Origin of the sequence: Flavisphingomonas formosensis, from assembly GCF_009755815.1 — a bacterium.
GTDB lineage: Bacteria > Pseudomonadota > Alphaproteobacteria > Sphingomonadales > Sphingomonadaceae > Flavisphingomonas > Flavisphingomonas formosensis.
In genome coordinates this window covers 543192-558066 of sequence record NZ_WRPK01000001.1, presented here as the reverse complement: position 1 = coordinate 558066, position 14875 = coordinate 543192, and the positions used below count along the sequence as shown (strand labels likewise).

Annotated in this window: 14 protein-coding genes; 5 read left to right on the top strand and 9 right to left on the bottom strand. The window is 65.6% G+C overall.

Features of this window, described 5'->3' with window-relative positions; all coding sequences use genetic code 11:
* The first annotated feature begins 75 nt into the window (after window positions 1-75).
* The 4 genes from GQY20_RS02720 to GQY20_RS02705 are packed head-to-tail and all read left to right on the top strand — an operon-like array spanning window position 76 to window position 3076.
* Window positions 76-1332, top strand: coding sequence for an MFS transporter (locus tag GQY20_RS02720; protein WP_157215492.1), 1257 nt, complete (start codon window positions 76-78; stop codon window positions 1330-1332).
* Window positions 1329-2078 (top strand): SDR family NAD(P)-dependent oxidoreductase, encoded by a 750-nt coding sequence (locus GQY20_RS02715; RefSeq protein WP_157215491.1) that lies wholly within the window; start codon window positions 1329-1331, stop codon window positions 2076-2078. The genes GQY20_RS02720 and GQY20_RS02715 overlap by 4 nt, the downstream gene beginning before the upstream one ends.
* 30 nt (window positions 2079-2108) lie before the next feature.
* Window positions 2109-2549, top strand: coding sequence for a carboxymuconolactone decarboxylase family protein (locus GQY20_RS02710; protein WP_157215490.1), 441 nt, complete (start codon window positions 2109-2111; stop codon window positions 2547-2549).
* The gene (locus GQY20_RS02705) at window positions 2549-3076 is read left to right on the top strand and encodes a carboxymuconolactone decarboxylase family protein (RefSeq protein WP_157215489.1); all 528 of its coding nucleotides are present in this window, start codon (window positions 2549-2551) and stop codon (window positions 3074-3076) included. Before GQY20_RS02710 ends, GQY20_RS02705 begins: the two co-directional genes overlap by 1 nt.
* 40 nt (window positions 3077-3116) lie before the next feature.
* On the opposite strand, the gene GQY20_RS02700 is transcribed toward GQY20_RS02705, so the two are convergent.
* The 5 genes from GQY20_RS02700 to GQY20_RS02680 are packed head-to-tail and all read right to left on the bottom strand — an operon-like array spanning window position 3117 to window position 8616.
* Window positions 3117-4241, bottom strand: a complete 1125-nt coding sequence (locus GQY20_RS02700; RefSeq protein WP_157215488.1) for a Gfo/Idh/MocA family protein — start codon at window positions 4239-4241, stop codon at window positions 3117-3119.
* Entirely contained in the window at window positions 4238-5101 is an 864-nt protein-coding gene (locus GQY20_RS02695) for a sugar phosphate isomerase/epimerase family protein (protein WP_157215487.1), read from the bottom strand. Before GQY20_RS02695 ends, GQY20_RS02700 begins: the two co-directional genes overlap by 4 nt.
* The gene (locus tag GQY20_RS02690; RefSeq protein ID WP_157215486.1) at window positions 5101-6318 is read right to left on the bottom strand and encodes a DUF1214 domain-containing protein; all 1218 of its coding nucleotides are present in this window, start codon (window positions 6316-6318) and stop codon (window positions 5101-5103) included. The genes GQY20_RS02695 and GQY20_RS02690 overlap by 1 nt, the downstream gene beginning before the upstream one ends.
* The gene (locus tag GQY20_RS02685; protein ID WP_157215485.1) at window positions 6315-7583 is read right to left on the bottom strand and encodes a sulfotransferase family protein; all 1269 of its coding nucleotides are present in this window, start codon (window positions 7581-7583) and stop codon (window positions 6315-6317) included. Before GQY20_RS02685 ends, GQY20_RS02690 begins: the two co-directional genes overlap by 4 nt.
* 13 nt (window positions 7584-7596) lie before the next feature.
* Window positions 7597-8616, bottom strand: a complete 1020-nt coding sequence (locus tag GQY20_RS02680) for a zinc-dependent alcohol dehydrogenase (protein ID WP_232475855.1) — start codon at window positions 8614-8616, stop codon at window positions 7597-7599.
* Between the two features lie 594 nt (window positions 8617-9210).
* On the opposite strand from GQY20_RS02680, the gene GQY20_RS02675 reads away from it, so the two are divergent.
* Window positions 9211-9732, top strand: a complete 522-nt coding sequence (locus GQY20_RS02675) for a MucR family transcriptional regulator (RefSeq protein ID WP_157215484.1) — start codon at window positions 9211-9213, stop codon at window positions 9730-9732.
* A gap of 161 nt (window positions 9733-9893) precedes the next feature.
* On the opposite strand, the gene GQY20_RS02670 is transcribed toward GQY20_RS02675, so the two are convergent.
* The 4 genes from GQY20_RS02670 to GQY20_RS02655 all read right to left on the bottom strand — a co-directional run bounded on the left by GQY20_RS02670 (window position 9894) and on the right by GQY20_RS02655 (window position 14784).
* Complete coding sequence (locus GQY20_RS02670) at window positions 9894-10829, bottom strand: ribose-phosphate pyrophosphokinase (protein WP_157215483.1); 936 nt, start codon at window positions 10827-10829, stop codon at window positions 9894-9896.
* A gap of 321 nt (window positions 10830-11150) precedes the next feature.
* Window positions 11151-11861, bottom strand: coding sequence for a hypothetical protein (locus tag GQY20_RS02665; protein WP_157215482.1), 711 nt, complete (start codon window positions 11859-11861; stop codon window positions 11151-11153).
* Window positions 11861-13051: a toxic anion resistance protein gene (locus GQY20_RS02660; protein ID WP_157215481.1), complete on the bottom strand. Its 1191-nt coding sequence runs from the start codon at window positions 13049-13051 to the stop codon at window positions 11861-11863. Before GQY20_RS02660 ends, GQY20_RS02665 begins: the two co-directional genes overlap by 1 nt.
* Window positions 13052-13110: 59 nt before the next feature.
* A complete protein-coding gene (locus GQY20_RS02655; protein ID WP_198350815.1) occupies window positions 13111-14784 on the bottom strand; it encodes a diguanylate cyclase in 1674 nt (557 codons plus the stop codon).
* Window positions 14785-14875 lie beyond the last annotated feature (91 nt).

The window sequence follows — 14875 nt, the reverse complement described above, 5'->3', positions numbered from 1 at the left end:
GAATCTGGCCGGATTTCATTTTGCTTTGCGAATATATCCTGCGCTTCGATTACGCATGCTGCTAAACGAGCGAGCATGGCCGAACGCAGCATCGATCTTTCCGCCCCTGCCGAGCGCTTCACCGCCACCCATGCCGGGCTGATCGCCATGCTGGCCTTCGTCGTGATGTTCGAGGGATTCGACATCAGCCTGACGGGGGTGGTGCTGCCTTATGCGGGCAAGGCCTATGGAGCGGACGCAGCACAGCTGGGCAGCGCCCTTTCGGTGATCGGCCTCGGTGCCATTGCCGCCTGGTTCCTGATCCGCCTGGCCGACCGGATCGGGCGGCGGCCGGTGCTGCTGATCGCGGCCGGCGGCTTTTCGCTGGGGTCTCTGGCCACCATGCTGGCAAGCGACCTGATCGCCTACACCGCGCTGCAGTTCGTCACGCGCGCCCTGCTCGTCTCGCAGATCGCGATGGCCTATCTGATCGTCAGCGAAACACTGCCGCCCGCCTGGCGCGGTCGGGCCAACGGCTTTTTAGGCGCGTTCGGCAGCTTCGGTGCGGCGCTGCCGCTCGTGCTGCTGGCACCCGCACTCGAAACCCCGCTCGGCTGGCGAGCGCTGTTCGTGATCGGCGGCGCGCCGCTGCTGCTCCTGCCGCTGCTGATTGCCCGGCTGCGCGAGACACCACTTTTCCGGCCGGATCGGGCGCGGCCGTCGCTGATCGGCGAATTGCGCCTGCTCGTCGCGCCAGCGTTGCGCGGCCGCTTCCTGACGATGAGCGCGCTGTGGTTCGTCACCAATTTCGCCTCGATCGCAAGCACCGCCTTCTTTTCCTTCTACGTGCTCAACGAGCGCGGCTGGGTGGCCGCCGACCTCGCGCTGATCGCGCCCTTCGGCCTTGCCGCGGCGGCCGGCGGCTATGTCGCGTCCGGCTATCTGATGGACCTGCTCGGCCGCCGCGTCGCCGCCAGCCTCTATTTCGTCATGCTCGGCACGCTCACCGTCACCGCCTATTCCAATGTGGATTACCGGGTGACCGCCGCCTGCTGGGTTGGCTTGCAGGCGATGCTCGGCCTGTGGACGATCGCATATACGCTGAATTCGGAGCTGTTCCCGACCGAGGTGCGCGCCGCCGCCAATGGCTGGTGCCACAATCTGATCGGCCGCTGGGGCATGGTGGCAGCGCCGCTGCTGCTTGGCTGGCTGGCTGCGCGGTTGGGCACTACCGGGGCGGCAGCACGACTGCTCGGCTTCAGCGCCTTCGCCGCGCTGCCCCTCATCTGGCTGGCCCTGCCCGAGACGCGCGGCGCGCAGCTGGAAGCAATGAAAGCAGAGGAGAGAGGATGAGGGGTCTCAGGGACAAGGTCGCGCTGGTCACCGGCGCGGCATCGGGCATCGGGCGGGCGACCGCGATCCGGCTGGCCGAGGAAGGCGCGCTGGTCGTCGCGGCGGACCGCAACCTGCCCGGCGCCGAGGAAACGCGCGGCATGCTGGCGCGCCAAGGGCTTGCACTGCGCTTCGACGCGGCCGACGCCGCGCAATGCGCCGCGCTGGCCGAGGCTGCGCTCGCTTGGCAGGGCCGAATCGACATCCTCGCCAATATTGCCGGCATCGGCGGTTTCGGCCATGTCACCGACACGAGCGAGGAGACGTGGCGCAGCCTCGTCGACATCAATCTCGGCTCGGTCTTCCACCTGTCCAAATTCGCGCTGCCGCATCTCGCGGCAGTGAAAGGCAATATCGTCAACGTCGCCTCGGCAGCCGGCTTGGTCGGCACACCCTATGCAGTCGCCTATGCCGCCTCCAAGCATGGCGTGGTGGGGCTCACCACCTCGATCGCGGTGGAATATGCCTCGCGCGGGGTGAGGGTGAACGCGGTCTGCCCGGGCTCGGTCGATACGCCGCTGATCGCCGGTGGGTTCAGCATGATCGACGGGATCGAGGAGAAGCTGCTCGATCATCTGAGGCCCAAGCTGGGGCCGATCGCAACGCCCGAGGATATCGCTGCATCGATCGCGTTCCTCGCGTCGGATGAGGCCAGATTCATCACCGGCGCCCTGCTTTCGGTGGATGGCGGACAGGTTGCGGGGTAAGTTCGACCTAAAAGGAAACGGAGAGCGAGCATGAACACGAGCCTGACATTGGACGAGCGATTGCGCCCGGCTGGCAAAACCGCCGCTGCGTTCGAGGCATTCACCCAGGCGGTATGGACGCAGCCGCGCATCCCCGCCCCCCTGCTCGAGCTGTGCCGCCTGCTGATCGCACGCATGCACCAGGCCGATGGCGAACGCAGCGCCGGCAAAGTGCCGGTCGATGCGGCGAAGAAAGCGGCGGTGCTGGCCGGCGACTGGTCCGACGCGGCGCTGTTCACGGCCGGCGAACGCGCGGCGCTCGACCTCGCCGAGCTCTATGCGATCGAGCCGGATACGATCACCGATGACGCGGCCGCGGCCGTGATCTCCCATTTCGGCGACGCCGGGCTGGTGACGCTGATCGAGGCGCTGGGCGTCATCGACGGGCGGATCCGGCTGGCGCTGCTGTTCAACGCGATGGAGGACAAGTGATGGGCGGTATTTCCCGCATTTCGGCGCCTGCACCCGCCGGCACCGGCAATCTGATCCGCGACAGCGCGCTGGCGCTGGCCTCCGAAACGCTCGACACGCTGGTGACGCTGAGCGGCGGCGTGTGGACGGACGGCACTCTCTCCCCGACGCTGCTGGAGCTGCTGCGCCTGCGTAACGCGAAGAGCGTGAACTGTACGGTCTGCAAGGCCGTGCGCTACGACGTTGCCAAGCAGGACGGGCTGACCGAGGAACGGATCGCGCAGCTCAACAGCGACAGGATGGACGAAGGCTTCAGCGACCGCGAGCGCGCGGCCATCGCCTTCGCCGACGCCTATCTCGGCGATCCCGCCGCAATCCCGGCGGAGACGGCCGCCCGGATCCGCAGCCAGTTCAGCGAAGCGGAGATCGCGCAGATGGCGGTGGCCCTCGTCACCTTCAACCTCTCCTCGCGCTGTGCGGTCAGCCTGGGCGGCCTGCCGGAATCGGTGCCGGTGATGGAAGTGCCCGTCGCCAAGCTGGTGGATTAAGTCCCTTTCCCCTCCCTGCAAAGGAGGGGAAATCCATCCCTCACACCCGTTCGACCTCGACGACACGCCCCTCTTTCGCCGATCGCCGGGCGGCGTCCATGACGGCCTGACCGGCGGCGGCGTCACGGAAGGTCCCGGCCGTCTCACGTTCGGTCCATACCTCACCCCGCATCCGCGTCTTCATCTCGCGGAACAGGCGCGCATAAGGCGGCACGTCGATGCCCATGGTGTGCCAGCGGTCCTGCTCGGTCTGGATCAACTCGGCGATCGGGAAGGGCGTCGCCGGCGGATTGACGAGATCGGCGGGCGTGTCGATCTTCCGCGATCCCTGCGCATCGCTGACCCAAACCTCCTCGGGATCGCCATAGGTGGCGCCGCTCTGGATCCAGGCGCCACCCCTGGTACCCACCACCTTGGTGGTCATCACCAGCGGGCCAGGGGCCGCCATCGCCGCCACCAGGATCGCATGCGCGCCATTTTCGAGTTGCATCTGCAGGCTGTAGGAGTCGTCCGCGGTCATCGTCGGCCGGCCCGGCGCCATCGTCTGGAGCAGCGCGCTCACCGTACGGATCTCGCCGAGCGAGGAGCGGACCTGGTCGATCATGTGCGAGCCGAACGCGCCGAGGAAGCCTCCGCCCTGATCGGCGTCCTCCCACCAGTCGCTCAGCTTTTCGTTCGGATCCTGCAGTCCCGGCTGATGATAGATGCGCAGGAACTGGAGCGGGGTGCCAATCGCGCCGTCCTGGATCACGCGGCGCAGCAGCGCCTGGGGCGTGTCGAAGCGGAACTCGGCGCCGAGCATATGGACGATGCCTGCCTCCTCCGCCGCGGCCAGCATCGTGCGCGCCTGGGCGAGGTCCTTCGCGAAGGGCTTTTCGCAGACGATGTGGCGCTTCGCCTGTGCCGCCTCGATCACCGCGTCATAATGGGCGTGCGGCGGCGTCGCGACGGTCACCAGCTCGACCCTGGGGTCCTCCAGCGCCTCGGCGAGGCTGTCAGTCGCCAGCGGAATGGCGAGCGGAGCGGCACGCTCGGCCGTACGCGCGCGGCTCCGGCCGACGATGGCACGCACTTCGAAGCCCGCATCGCGCAACGCGCGCACATGGGTGAACAGGCCGAAGCCCGTGCCGACGACGACTGCGCCGGGCATGTCCGATCCGCTCATTGTGCCTTGCTCCTTGTCTGGGCGATCAGGGCCCGCACTGCCTGGGCGCATTCCCGCGCCGCCTCGCCAGGCGGCAACGCGGACAGCCGCTCCGAAAAAACTTCGACGCCGATCGGCGCGCGCGATCCGATCGCGTCCAGCGTGCGGACGACGCCCGCGACGTCGAACCCGCCCTCGCCGGGCAACAGGCGACCGCGCATCATCTCGCGGGCGAGATCGTCGCTCGCTCGAGCCGGCGCATCGTTGATCTGCACGCTGCCGATCGCGCTTCCCGGGATCTGCGCCAGCTCCTCCAGGGTCGATCCGCTGCGGAACAGATGCCAGCTGTCGAGCACCAGCTTGCCGTTGGACCGGCCGGCGCGGCGCACCACTTCCCATCCCTTGCCGAGCGACGGAATGCCGCCGCCGACGATGAATTCCAACGCCACGTCGATGCCGTGCGGCGCATAGAGATCGCAGATCGCGGCGAAGCGTTCCGCCATCAGCTCGGCGTCATAAGACACCTCGAACATCTCGCCCACGGTGACGACGCTGGCGCCGAGCTCCACCACGATCGGCAGCATGGCCTCGGGCGTGAGCCGATCGAGCAGCTCGGCCATCCATGTCGGCATGCCTGGCGGCTGCGCCCGGCCGGGCAGCCAATTGCCGATGATCTCGACATCGGTGATCGCGAGCCCGTGATCATCGATCCGCCTGCGGATGTCGCGCAGCGCCACTCCGTCCGCCGCCAGGCGCTCGCAATCGGCGGCGAACAGCGAGAGGCCCGCGAAGCCGGCCTCCGCCGTCGGCGCCAGGCGATCGAGCAGCGGCGTGAACTGCAGCGTGCCGCCGCAAAGCACCAGATCGTCCGGGCCGAGCATCAGTCGGTAATCTCTCCGCTGACGATCGGCTCGATATCCTCCAGCGCCGCAAGCCCCTTCTCGCGCAGCGCCGCAAGCGGCACCCGGTGCAGCGTCACCGGCGGCGGATCGCCCGCCGTCTTGATGAAGCGCAAGCTCATTCCGCCATGGGCATGGCCGAAGGGATCGATGTGATTGCCGCCGATGCCAGGATCCTGCGCCGCGATCACGATGCGGATCGAGCCATCGGGCTCGTAGCGGGCGGTATATTTTTGGATATAGCCTTGCCCGTCCTCGTAATTGTCCAGATTTTCCTGCCAGATATTGCAGAGCTGGAAGATCCAGTAGTCGCACGCGACGGGCATGAAGGAGAGGACGAGCGCCTCGTCCGGCCCGCACTGCCAGGTGCCGAAACCGTGATGCCGATCCGGCACGCCGCCGTTGGACAGATAGACGGCGCGGCTGAAACGGATACGATTGGGGCGCTTGCCGAGATTGTCCTGCCACCAGCTGCGCACCAGCTCGGCATAAGCGAGCGTCATCTGCCCCGCCTTGGCGAGGCCGCCGGCGATGAGGTCCGCATCGGCCGGGCGGGGCGCGGGCCGGTCGATGCGTTCGATCGTCATCGTCGGAGGGACGGTCTTGTCCCGCTCATGATAGACGGTGCGGACCAGCAGGCCGACGCAATCCGCGGTGATCGGCAGCCAGTCCTTGCCGTCCGCCGGCTTCTCCTGGCTCACGATCACCTCGAAATTGCCCTTGGCATCGAAGCGGATCGCGTCGCTCTGGAGGAAGCTGGTAGTGCGCAGCATGGCCGGATCGAACTCCTCTAGCCCCTGCGTGCCGCGATGCGCCCAGTCGCGCGCGCCGGCATCGGCCGGCTGGCGCGCCGTCCAGGCAGCCATCACGAAATAGGGCAAGGTGCCGCGATTGCCGGTGATGCGATAGTCGTGCGTGCCGTCCGGAAATTCGGTCAGCAGGTGATCCTGGTCCGGCGATTGGAAATTGATCCCCTGCCGCCAGGGCGCATCGCGCAGGCGCGGCCGCTCCGGCTCGCAATTCTCGACATAGCGTTCGAAGCCGTTGCGCATCAGCCGGGTAACGAACCGATACCATTCGACCTTGTCGAGGCTATCCGCATCGTCGCCGAACTGATCGACCATATGGCCGACCTGGCGGACCTGCTCGCAAAAATCGTCCCACGCCTGGCCGGACAGCAGCCTTTGTTCCGCGCTCATGCCTTCTCTCCCGCAACCCGCTCGATCCGCACGGGGAAGCGATCATAATAAAATTGGAAGCGCTCCCGGACGGCGCCGATATCCACGCCGAAATCGCCGATCAGGTCATAGACGACCTGGCCGTGCTTGCCGCGCGGATTGGCATGGAGGAAGCGGTCGATGTCGCTCTCCGTCTGTGCCGTCATCGGCAGGTCGGCCATCGCCAGCACCCGCGCGACGACCGATTTCTGGTCGGCCATATATTCGTGGAAGAGGATGTCGATCGACCGCGACGGCGGCAGCAAGTCGCGATCCCGCACGCATGCGCGCAGCAGGGCCTCGATCCGGTCGATCCAGTAGTTGGCGGTTGCGTTCGGATCGATCCGCGTGCGGCGGATACGGTCGCCATAGGTGATCATGGTGATGGCCGACTGGATCACGGCCACCGGATCGCGATGGGTGATGGGCACGATCGCATCCGGATAGGTGCGGATCAGTGGTCCGAAATTCTCCATGTGCGGCGGCGATTTCATCACCCAGCGATTAGGGCCGCGCAGCCACGTCATCGCCTTCAGCACGCGCTTGCCATAGGCATAATGTGGCGTCTGGTCGTGCGCGAAATAATAGTCGCGCCAGCGATAGGGACGGCTCAGCCATTCGGGCAGGTAGGAGGAGAAATCCGCACCCTGCAGATCGATGTCCTCATGCACATGATCCGGCGCCATGCCGTGCATGGCGGGCATCAGCGGCAGGATCTGCTCGAACGTGCCCCACATCGCGCTGGTCCGCACGAAGCGCGGATCGGGATCGCCGCCTTCGCCCGGCACCGGGATCGGCTCCATCGATTCCCACAGCTGCATCGAGCGCAGCCGCCGGTCCGCTGCCAGGATGTTGACGAGATGGGTCGTGCCCGATCGCGGCAGGCCGGCGACCATGATCGGCCGATCGATCGCCACCTGCTCGATCTCGGGATGACGCTTGTAGAGATCCTCGACGCGCAACCGCGTCGAGGCATAGCGCACGCAATCGCCGAACTGTCCGGCGCGGCCGAGTGGCCCCAACTCCGCATCCTCATCGAAGCTCTGCAGCCAGACGGCGAGACGTTCCTTGAAATCGGGCGCGCCGAAATCGTCGAGCCCGGTCGCCGCGCGCGCCGCACCGAGCACCGCCTCGACGGAAAGCTCCACATCCGGTGCGCCCGCGATCGCCGCACGCTGCAGGTCGGTGAGCCGGGGCTCCGCCAGATCGGTCAGGCGGATGGTTTCCGGTTTGAACGCCGTTGCCATGGAAGCGCAGTCCTTATCGATCGAAGGTTATGAGGACCTTGGCGGAGCGGTCTTTGTCCTTGGCCGTGGCAAAGGCTTCCATGAAATCGTCGAGCGGGAAGCGGTGGCTTACCATCGGTGTCAGGTCAAAGGCCGGGTCGGCCAATGCCTCGATCACCGCGGGGAACTCGTTCGGATAGGCGCAGGAAGTGATGATCGACATCTCCTTACCCAGCGCCATCTGGAAATCGACCGGCACCGGCTTGTGATAGACGGCGACTACGATCAGCTTTGCCGCATGGGGCGCCATGCCGATAATTTGCGGGATGACCGGCGGCGCGCCCGACGCCTCGATATGGATGTTGGTACCGATCACCGACCAGCCGAACAGCGAATCCCGGCCGTGCAGGTCGCCCAGCACCTGCGCCACGTCCTCGCGCCCCGGATTGATCGTATGGCGGACGCCGAGCGCACGGGCGCGTGCCAGCCGCTCGTCCGACATATCGATGGACACCAGCTCGGTGATGCCCCGACGCAGCAGGTGGAAGCAGATGCCGAGCCCGATCGGCCCGGCGCCATAGACCGCCACTTTGTCTCCGGGCTCCGGATCGGCGCGGTTGACTGCATGGAGACCGACCGACAGCGGCTCGGCCAGCGCGGCGCGATCGAACGGCATGTCGTCCGGGATCGGCAATATGCTGCTGCCACGGGTGGCGTTGCGCACGATCACGAAGGGCGCGAAGGCACCGTCCGGCCCGCCATTGCCAACGCCGTTGCCGTCGCCCATCGGGTTCACGATCACGCGCATGCCCGGCGCGATCGCGGCGACGTTCGCGCCCACGACTTCGACGACACCGGCAAATTCATGGCCGAGGCCGAACGGTTCGGCAGCCGGCGCTGCCACGCCGCCTGTCGTGACATAGGTGACATCCGACCCGCAGATACCCGATGCCACCACGCGCACGAGCACGTCGTTCGGACCGATATCGGGAGTTGGAACCTCGTCGATTCTGACGTCGCCCGGCCCATGGACCCGCACCGCTTTCATACGCATTCCCTCTCCCAGAGCCGGCCACGCCAGTCTTTTGCATGGCTTGGACCGCAGCCGGCCACGCGTTTGTGTGGCTATACTATAGCGGGGCGATCATAGGCGTCGCCACCCCCCGGCGGCACCGCTTTTTCATTTTGCGACACGAACGCGTTGTGAAGGGAGCACTCCGCAATCATTGGCAAAAATTCATCTTCCATGTCGAAGTAGAAGCGTCCGACGAACGGAAAAATTCTTGGCGTGTTCCGTGCGACGCAGAAGCAAAATCATCCGTCGGCGGCAGGTTCCGGAATCCGAATTTCCGCGTCGGCAATGCATATCCGGCCGCAAGCATCCTGGGAGATGTCGGGACGCAACGTTCCGCAAGATCAAATAGGATTAACTTGCCTGATCTGCCGTTGCAATTTTGCTTGAGATGTGGTGCGATAGCAGGACTGCAATGCACAGCATCGTCGCTTCAATGAGCCGCGGAAAGTCGAAGGCAGCCGCCTGAAATATTGGCGGATGCTTCTTTCGGCTGGAAAGGAAACGGAAAGGTTTCATGGCCATCGGTGGCGATGATTGCAGAATATGGGTCATCTGCCAGACGGAGGGTCGAGCATGACGGATGAATCGAAGGAAACGCTGCTGGCTCTGACGGCAGACATCGTTGCCGCGCATGTCGGCAACAACAATGTACCGGTCGGCGATCTGCCGGGCCTCATTCAAAAAGTGCACAATGCGCTGAGCGGGCTTGGCTCGCCCAGCGAACCCGAACCGCAGCCGCTGACGCCGGCCGTATCGGTGCGCTCTTCTGTGAAGCCGGACTACATCGTCTGCCTCGAAGACGGAAAGAAGCTGAAGATGCTGAAACGGCATCTGATGACACACTATCAGATGACGCCGGACCAGTATCGGACGAAGTGGAAGCTGCCGGCGGACTATCCGATGGTGGCGCCCAACTATGCCGATCAGCGCAAGGCACTGGCGATCAAGATCGGTCTCGGCCGCAAACCAAAGGTGAGCGAGCCGGTCGAGGTGAAAGCCCCGCGCAAGCCGCGTGCGACGGCCCCCGCCGAGGGCGCCATCAAGACGCCCGCGAAGCGCGGACGCAAGCCTGCCGCCGCAAAGACGGCGGAATAGCACCGAGCGGCCGCAAGGCCGCTCCGGCCATAAGGAACGGCCCGGCCTCCTTTGGACAGGAAGCCGGGCCGTTTCGTTTTCGATCGACAGGCGGCACGCCGACCGGATAGCGGGTCGAAGGCCGTCTCGGAAACGCGATCCTTCGCGTTTCCTAACGGCCCTCAGTCGAAAAGGCTGGAGACCGACGTCTCGTCGGCGATGCGCTTCACCGCTTCGGCGAAGAGCGGCGCGATCGTGAGCCGGCGGATCTTGCCCGCCTTGGCCACCGCGTCGGGCACGCCGATCGAATCGGTGATCACCAGCTCGGTCAGTGCCGAGCCCTCGACGCGCGCCACGGCGCCGCCCGAAAGCACACCATGGCTGACATAGGCTACGACGCCTTCGGCCCCCGCTTCGAGGAGCGCCGCAGCGGCATTACACAGCGTGCCGGCAGAATCGACGATATCGTCGATCAGGATGCAGAAGCGTCCGGAAACGTCGCCGATGATATTCATGACTTCGGACTCGCCCGGACGCTCGCGCCGTTTGTCCACGATCGCCAGCGGCGCGTTTTCGAGCCGCTTGGCGAGCGCGCGGGCACGTACCACCCCGCCGACGTCGGGCGAGACGACCGTGAGCTTCTTGCCCGAGAAGCGCGCCTGAATATCGGCAGACATCACCGGCGCCGCATAGAGATTGTCGGTCGGGATATCGAAGAAGCCCTGGATCTGGCCGGCGTGCAGATCCATCGCCAGCACACGGTTCGCACCCGCGGCGGTGATCAGATTGGCGACCAGCTTGGCCGAGATCGGCGTACGCGGACCGGGTTTCCGATCCTGCCGGGCATAGCCGAAATAGGGAATGACGGCCGTGATCCGTTTGGCTGACGCGCGCTTCAGCGCATCGATACAGATCAGCAGTTCCATGAGATTGTCGTTGGCTGGAAAGCCGGTGGACTGCACGACGAACACGTCCTCGCCGCGCACATTTTCATGGATTTCGACGAACACCTCTTCGTCGGCGAAACGCCGCACGCTGGCATCCGTCAGCTTGATCTCGAGATAGTCGGCGATTGCCTGCGCGAGCGGCAGGTTCGAATTGCCGGACAAAAGTTTCATGTGCGTATCCTGTAATCCGCCCGGCGGCCTCTTAGTCGCCGTTTCGCCGGGGGGAAAGGGGGTGGTTGCCTGAGCGCTGCGTAGCGGACCTGCACGAAAATCTCCACGTTTCTTCCCGGTGTGGACGGGCGGCGCCATGGAGAAGAGCAACCGCTTGGATTCGTAGCGTTTATCCGGCTCATCTGGAGCGCGGCAGCGGAGCTGAAGCGATGACTTTGCGCTACTGGGCTGTGGCCGGAGACGACGATATGGGCGAGGGGCGCCTCCGTCCTCTCGCCCCCACCGAACGATGAAAAACCGCGCAGCTGGGCGGGAGTCGCCTCAGTTTCCCAACTCGCTGTCGCCCTTATATTTGAGTTCGAGATAGCGGCCCTGCGTCGCCAGCTTCTGCAGATCGCCGGTCGCAAGCTGTTGGGTCATGCGAGCAAGCTCGGAATCGACGACGGTCAGCCCGTCGACGAGTTGCTTGTCCGCGGAGATCCCGTTGCGCACTTCGCGACGCAGCGACTGCGGCACGCGCTGATAGCCGGAAACGAGCTCGGGCAGTTCTTCTGCGATGAGTTTGCGGATCTCGACGGCCGCAGGCTCGCGCGGATCGAGGCCAGCGAGTTGCGGCGCGAGCCCTTCCAGCTTTACGCCGATCCCATCGACCAGCCGCGCGGCTGGCGCGGGCAGGGCCGGGCGCTGCCGCTCCAGCCATTCTTCGGTGCGCTGCGGCAGCAGGGTGAGATCGGCCGTGGCAAGCTTTTCCGGGGTTGGCGCGGGCGACGGCCAGAAAAGGATCATCGCGGCGACGAAGGCGATGGCGAGCGCTGCGAGCAGCAGGCCGGTCATCCCGATCGGCTCGACGAGCAGGCCGAACGCGCCGACGCCGATGGTGATCAACAGGGCCGCCACCGCCGCGCGGAAGAAGCGGCGCAGCAACGCCTCGAACCGGCGCTGGCGCGCGCGCCGCGCCTGGCGCCGGCCTTCCGGCGAGATTCGGCGGAGCATCGCCTCCGCCTGCTCGATTACCCGGCTCGAATCGACCATCAGCCCTCGACCGGCTTGAACGGCTCGGTCTGCGACTGAGCGGCGCCTTCCGCCCGTGCAATATAGCCGCGCGATTTCTCGACTTCCTGGCTCAGCACGTCGACGGTCTTCTTCATCGATCCCAATGCCTGAAGCTTGAAGGTGTCGATCGAATCCATGGTCGCATAAATATTCTGGAAGGCACGCTGCAGCGTATCGAGCGGGATCGTCGAGGCCGCGGCCTGGGCATGAATCTCGCCCGTCTGGGTGCGCAGCATCTCCCCCGTCGAATCGATGATGTTGGCGGTGGTAGTGTTGAGCGCTGTGATCTGCTGCAGCACCAGCTTCTGGTTGGTGAGCGCCTGCGCGACGGTGACGGCGGTGCGCAGCGCCGAGACGGTGGTGGTCGAAGCACGGTCTACGCCCTTCACCAGCTCGACATTGTTCTTCTTCACGAGGTCCAGCGCCAGATAGCCCTGCACCGTCACCGCCATCTGGGTCAGCAGGTCCTGGGTGCGCTGCCGCACATAGAAGAGCGCGGTTTCCTTGATCGCCTTGGATTTGGCGGGATCGGTGATCTCAAGGTCGGCAGCGGTGGATTCGAGCTTCGCGTCCAGCGCCTTGGAGACGTGGATCATCTGCTCTAGCCGGCCCATCGCCGCCCACAGGCTCTGGCGCTCGACATCGATCGCGGCATTGTCCTTGATCAGTTCGTCCTTGCCGCCCGCCAGCCTCTCGAGGATGGCAGCAATGTGGCTCTGCGCCGATTTGTAGCTGTCGAAATAATTGCGGATCTTCGAACCGTAGGGGATGAGCCCGAACAGCTTGCGCGGCGCCATCAGGTCACCCTGTTTGCCGGGATCGAGATCCTCGATGGTGCGGCGCAACTGGGCGAGATCGGCGCCGACGCCCGACTCCTGGTCCATGGCGCGCACCGGGCGATCGAGGAAGCGGTTGGACTGGCCGGCAGCCTCACGGATCTCGGCGCGCCCCATATTGGTGATCTGGTCCACCTTCTTGCCGAAATCCGGGCTGTTCGCATCGAGCGCCACCAGCTCTGCGACAAAACCCTCGACGCGCTGATCGAGCTGCGTCTTCTGGGCTTCGGTGATCGGCACCAGCCCCGCCGCCTTTTCCGGCGCAACCGCCGGAACCGGCGCCGGAGGCGTCAATACGAGATCAGTTTCGGTCGCGGTCGCCGTAGTCGCCATTCACAGTCTCCACCCCGTCTGTCGCGGCCAAGATGGAGGGGAACCGGCCCCGGTTCAAGCTATTCGGCGGCTTTCAGCAGGTCCGGCTCGCCGCGTCCGTCATCCGAGGGGGCCTCGCCGGAGCGGCGCGGTGCGGACATGACACGGTTCCGCCCGGCCTGCTTGGCGCGGTAGAGCGCAGTGTCGGCCATGGTGATCAGGTCACCCGCCTGGTTCGCCGTCTCGGGGATCGCCGCGACACCGAAGGACGCGGTGATGCGCGCACCATGGACGTCGGACAGCGCCTCGATCCGCTGGCGCAGCGTCTCCGCCTTGGCTTCGGCGCCGTCCAGGTCGCAATCAGGCAGGATCACGATCAGCTCCTCGCCACCATAGCGGCAGGCGACGTCGCTCTGCCGCAGCACGGACGTGATCGCGGTGGCCGCGGCGCGCAGCACGGTATCGCCCATCGCATGGCCATGCTGGTCGTTGAGCGCCTTGAAGTGATCGAGATCGATCATCACCGCGGCGATCGGGCTCTGGTTGCGATCGGCGAGATGGACCAGCCGATCCATCGTGTCTTCCATGAAGCGGCGATTGTAGAGGCCGGTCAGCGGATCGCGTAGCGCCTGGTTGCGCAGCTTCTCGCGCAGCGCAATGTTGGACAGCGCCAGCGACATGGCATCGCCGAGCGCCGTCGCTATGGCCTGCACGGATTCAAGCCGGTCCGCCGCATCCGCGCCGTCGGCATGGACGCGCAGCAGCCCGAAGACCTCGCCGCGCGCCATCATCGGCATCTCCAATACGGTGCCGCCGTCCTTGTGATGCTCACAATGCAGCGCGCCGTTTCCGGGGCGGTTGATGTGCGGCTTGCCGCGCTTCAGCGCCCAGCAATGATTGGGCGACACGGTGGGCTGGGTGACCACCGTTTCCGGCAGATCCCAGGAGGTTGCGAGATCGAGACGATCGCGCGAATTGTTGAAGATGTAGAGTTCCCCGCCGAAATCCGGCAGCAGCCGGTCCGCCGTCGCGCGCAATACCGCGTTGGCGTCGTTATAACCGGACGCGCTCTGCAGCATGTCCGTCATCTCGAACAGCGTCTCGACCTGACGCCGCGCAGCGATGGCCGCATTCATCGCCTCCCTGCGCCCGCGGGCCTCGCGTGCGCCATTGTAGAAAGCGTAGATCAGGCAGATCAGGGTCAACACGCCACCGGTCGCCTGCAGCGCCATCACCAGGCTGCTGCCATTGGAGATGCGCTCCTCAAGCGCCGAGCCCTTGTTGTTGGTGATGTCGAGATAGCGCGCGACCGCACCGCGCACCTGCACGACGAGCTGGCGGGTATTGCCGTCGATCAGCAACGCCTGAGCCTCGTCTCGCTTGCCCGAGCGCGCCAGCGCGATCGCCTCGCGCCAGACATTTTCGAGCTGGTCGATCGCCACCAGCGCCGGGCGCTGGCCACGCGCCACGTCCTGCGGCGCTGTGACGTCGTCGAGGGCGCGCAGTGCCGTGGTGCGCCGCGACTCGATCGCGTCCACCGCCCACAAATAGCTCTGCAGATAACCTTCCTCGTTGGTGAGGAGATAATCTTCGACGCCGCCGCGCGCATCGACCAGCGCCTGTTGCACGATGCGCAGTTCGCGCGTGCCCTGTCGAAGGCCGATCAGATCCTGCTGCTGTCCGCGCGTATAGACGAAGCCGGTAATCTGCGTGGCGATCATCACCACGACGAGGAAGATAATCGCTGTCGACATGCCGAGCCAACGGCGCTGCGGCGCCGAAGCTTCCGATAAAATCAGCGCAGTCGAGTTCCGCATCGCGATCCGTTTCGTCAGATTCGGGTCG

What these genes read in the sequence shown, in the direction of transcription:
- GQY20_RS02665 (WP_157215482.1), bottom strand. Translation starts at nt 11,861, where the DNA reads ATGGTCGATTCGAGCCGGGTAATCGAGCAGGCGGAGGCGATGCTCCGC.
- GQY20_RS02690 (WP_157215486.1), bottom strand. Translation starts at nt 6,318, where the DNA reads ATGAGCGCGGAACAAAGGCTGCTGTCCGGCCAGGCGTGGGACGATTTT.
- GQY20_RS02705 (WP_157215489.1), top strand. Translation starts at nt 2,549, where the DNA reads ATGGGCGGTATTTCCCGCATTTCGGCGCCTGCACCCGCCGGCACCGGC.
- GQY20_RS02715 (WP_157215491.1), top strand. Translation starts at nt 1,329, where the DNA reads ATGAGGGGTCTCAGGGACAAGGTCGCGCTGGTCACCGGCGCGGCATCG.
- GQY20_RS02695 (WP_157215487.1), bottom strand. Translation starts at nt 5,101, where the DNA reads ATGCTCGGCCCGGACGATCTGGTGCTTTGCGGCGGCACGCTGCAGTTC.
- GQY20_RS02655 (WP_198350815.1), bottom strand. Translation starts at nt 14,784, where the DNA reads ATGTCGACAGCGATTATCTTCCTCGTCGTGGTGATGATCGCCACGCAG.
- GQY20_RS02710 (WP_157215490.1), top strand. Translation starts at nt 2,109, where the DNA reads ATGAACACGAGCCTGACATTGGACGAGCGATTGCGCCCGGCTGGCAAA.
- GQY20_RS02675 (WP_157215484.1), top strand. Translation starts at nt 9,211, where the DNA reads ATGACGGATGAATCGAAGGAAACGCTGCTGGCTCTGACGGCAGACATC.
- GQY20_RS02660 (WP_157215481.1), bottom strand. Translation starts at nt 13,051, where the DNA reads ATGGCGACTACGGCGACCGCGACCGAAACTGATCTCGTATTGACGCCT.
- GQY20_RS02720 (WP_157215492.1), top strand. Translation starts at nt 76, where the DNA reads ATGGCCGAACGCAGCATCGATCTTTCCGCCCCTGCCGAGCGCTTCACC.
- GQY20_RS02685 (WP_157215485.1), bottom strand. Translation starts at nt 7,583, where the DNA reads ATGGCAACGGCGTTCAAACCGGAAACCATCCGCCTGACCGATCTGGCG.
- GQY20_RS02670 (WP_157215483.1), bottom strand. Translation starts at nt 10,829, where the DNA reads ATGAAACTTTTGTCCGGCAATTCGAACCTGCCGCTCGCGCAGGCAATC.
- GQY20_RS02680 (WP_232475855.1), bottom strand. Translation starts at nt 8,616, where the DNA reads ATGCGTATGAAAGCGGTGCGGGTCCATGGGCCGGGCGACGTCAGAATC.
- GQY20_RS02700 (WP_157215488.1), bottom strand. Translation starts at nt 4,241, where the DNA reads ATGAGCGGATCGGACATGCCCGGCGCAGTCGTCGTCGGCACGGGCTTC.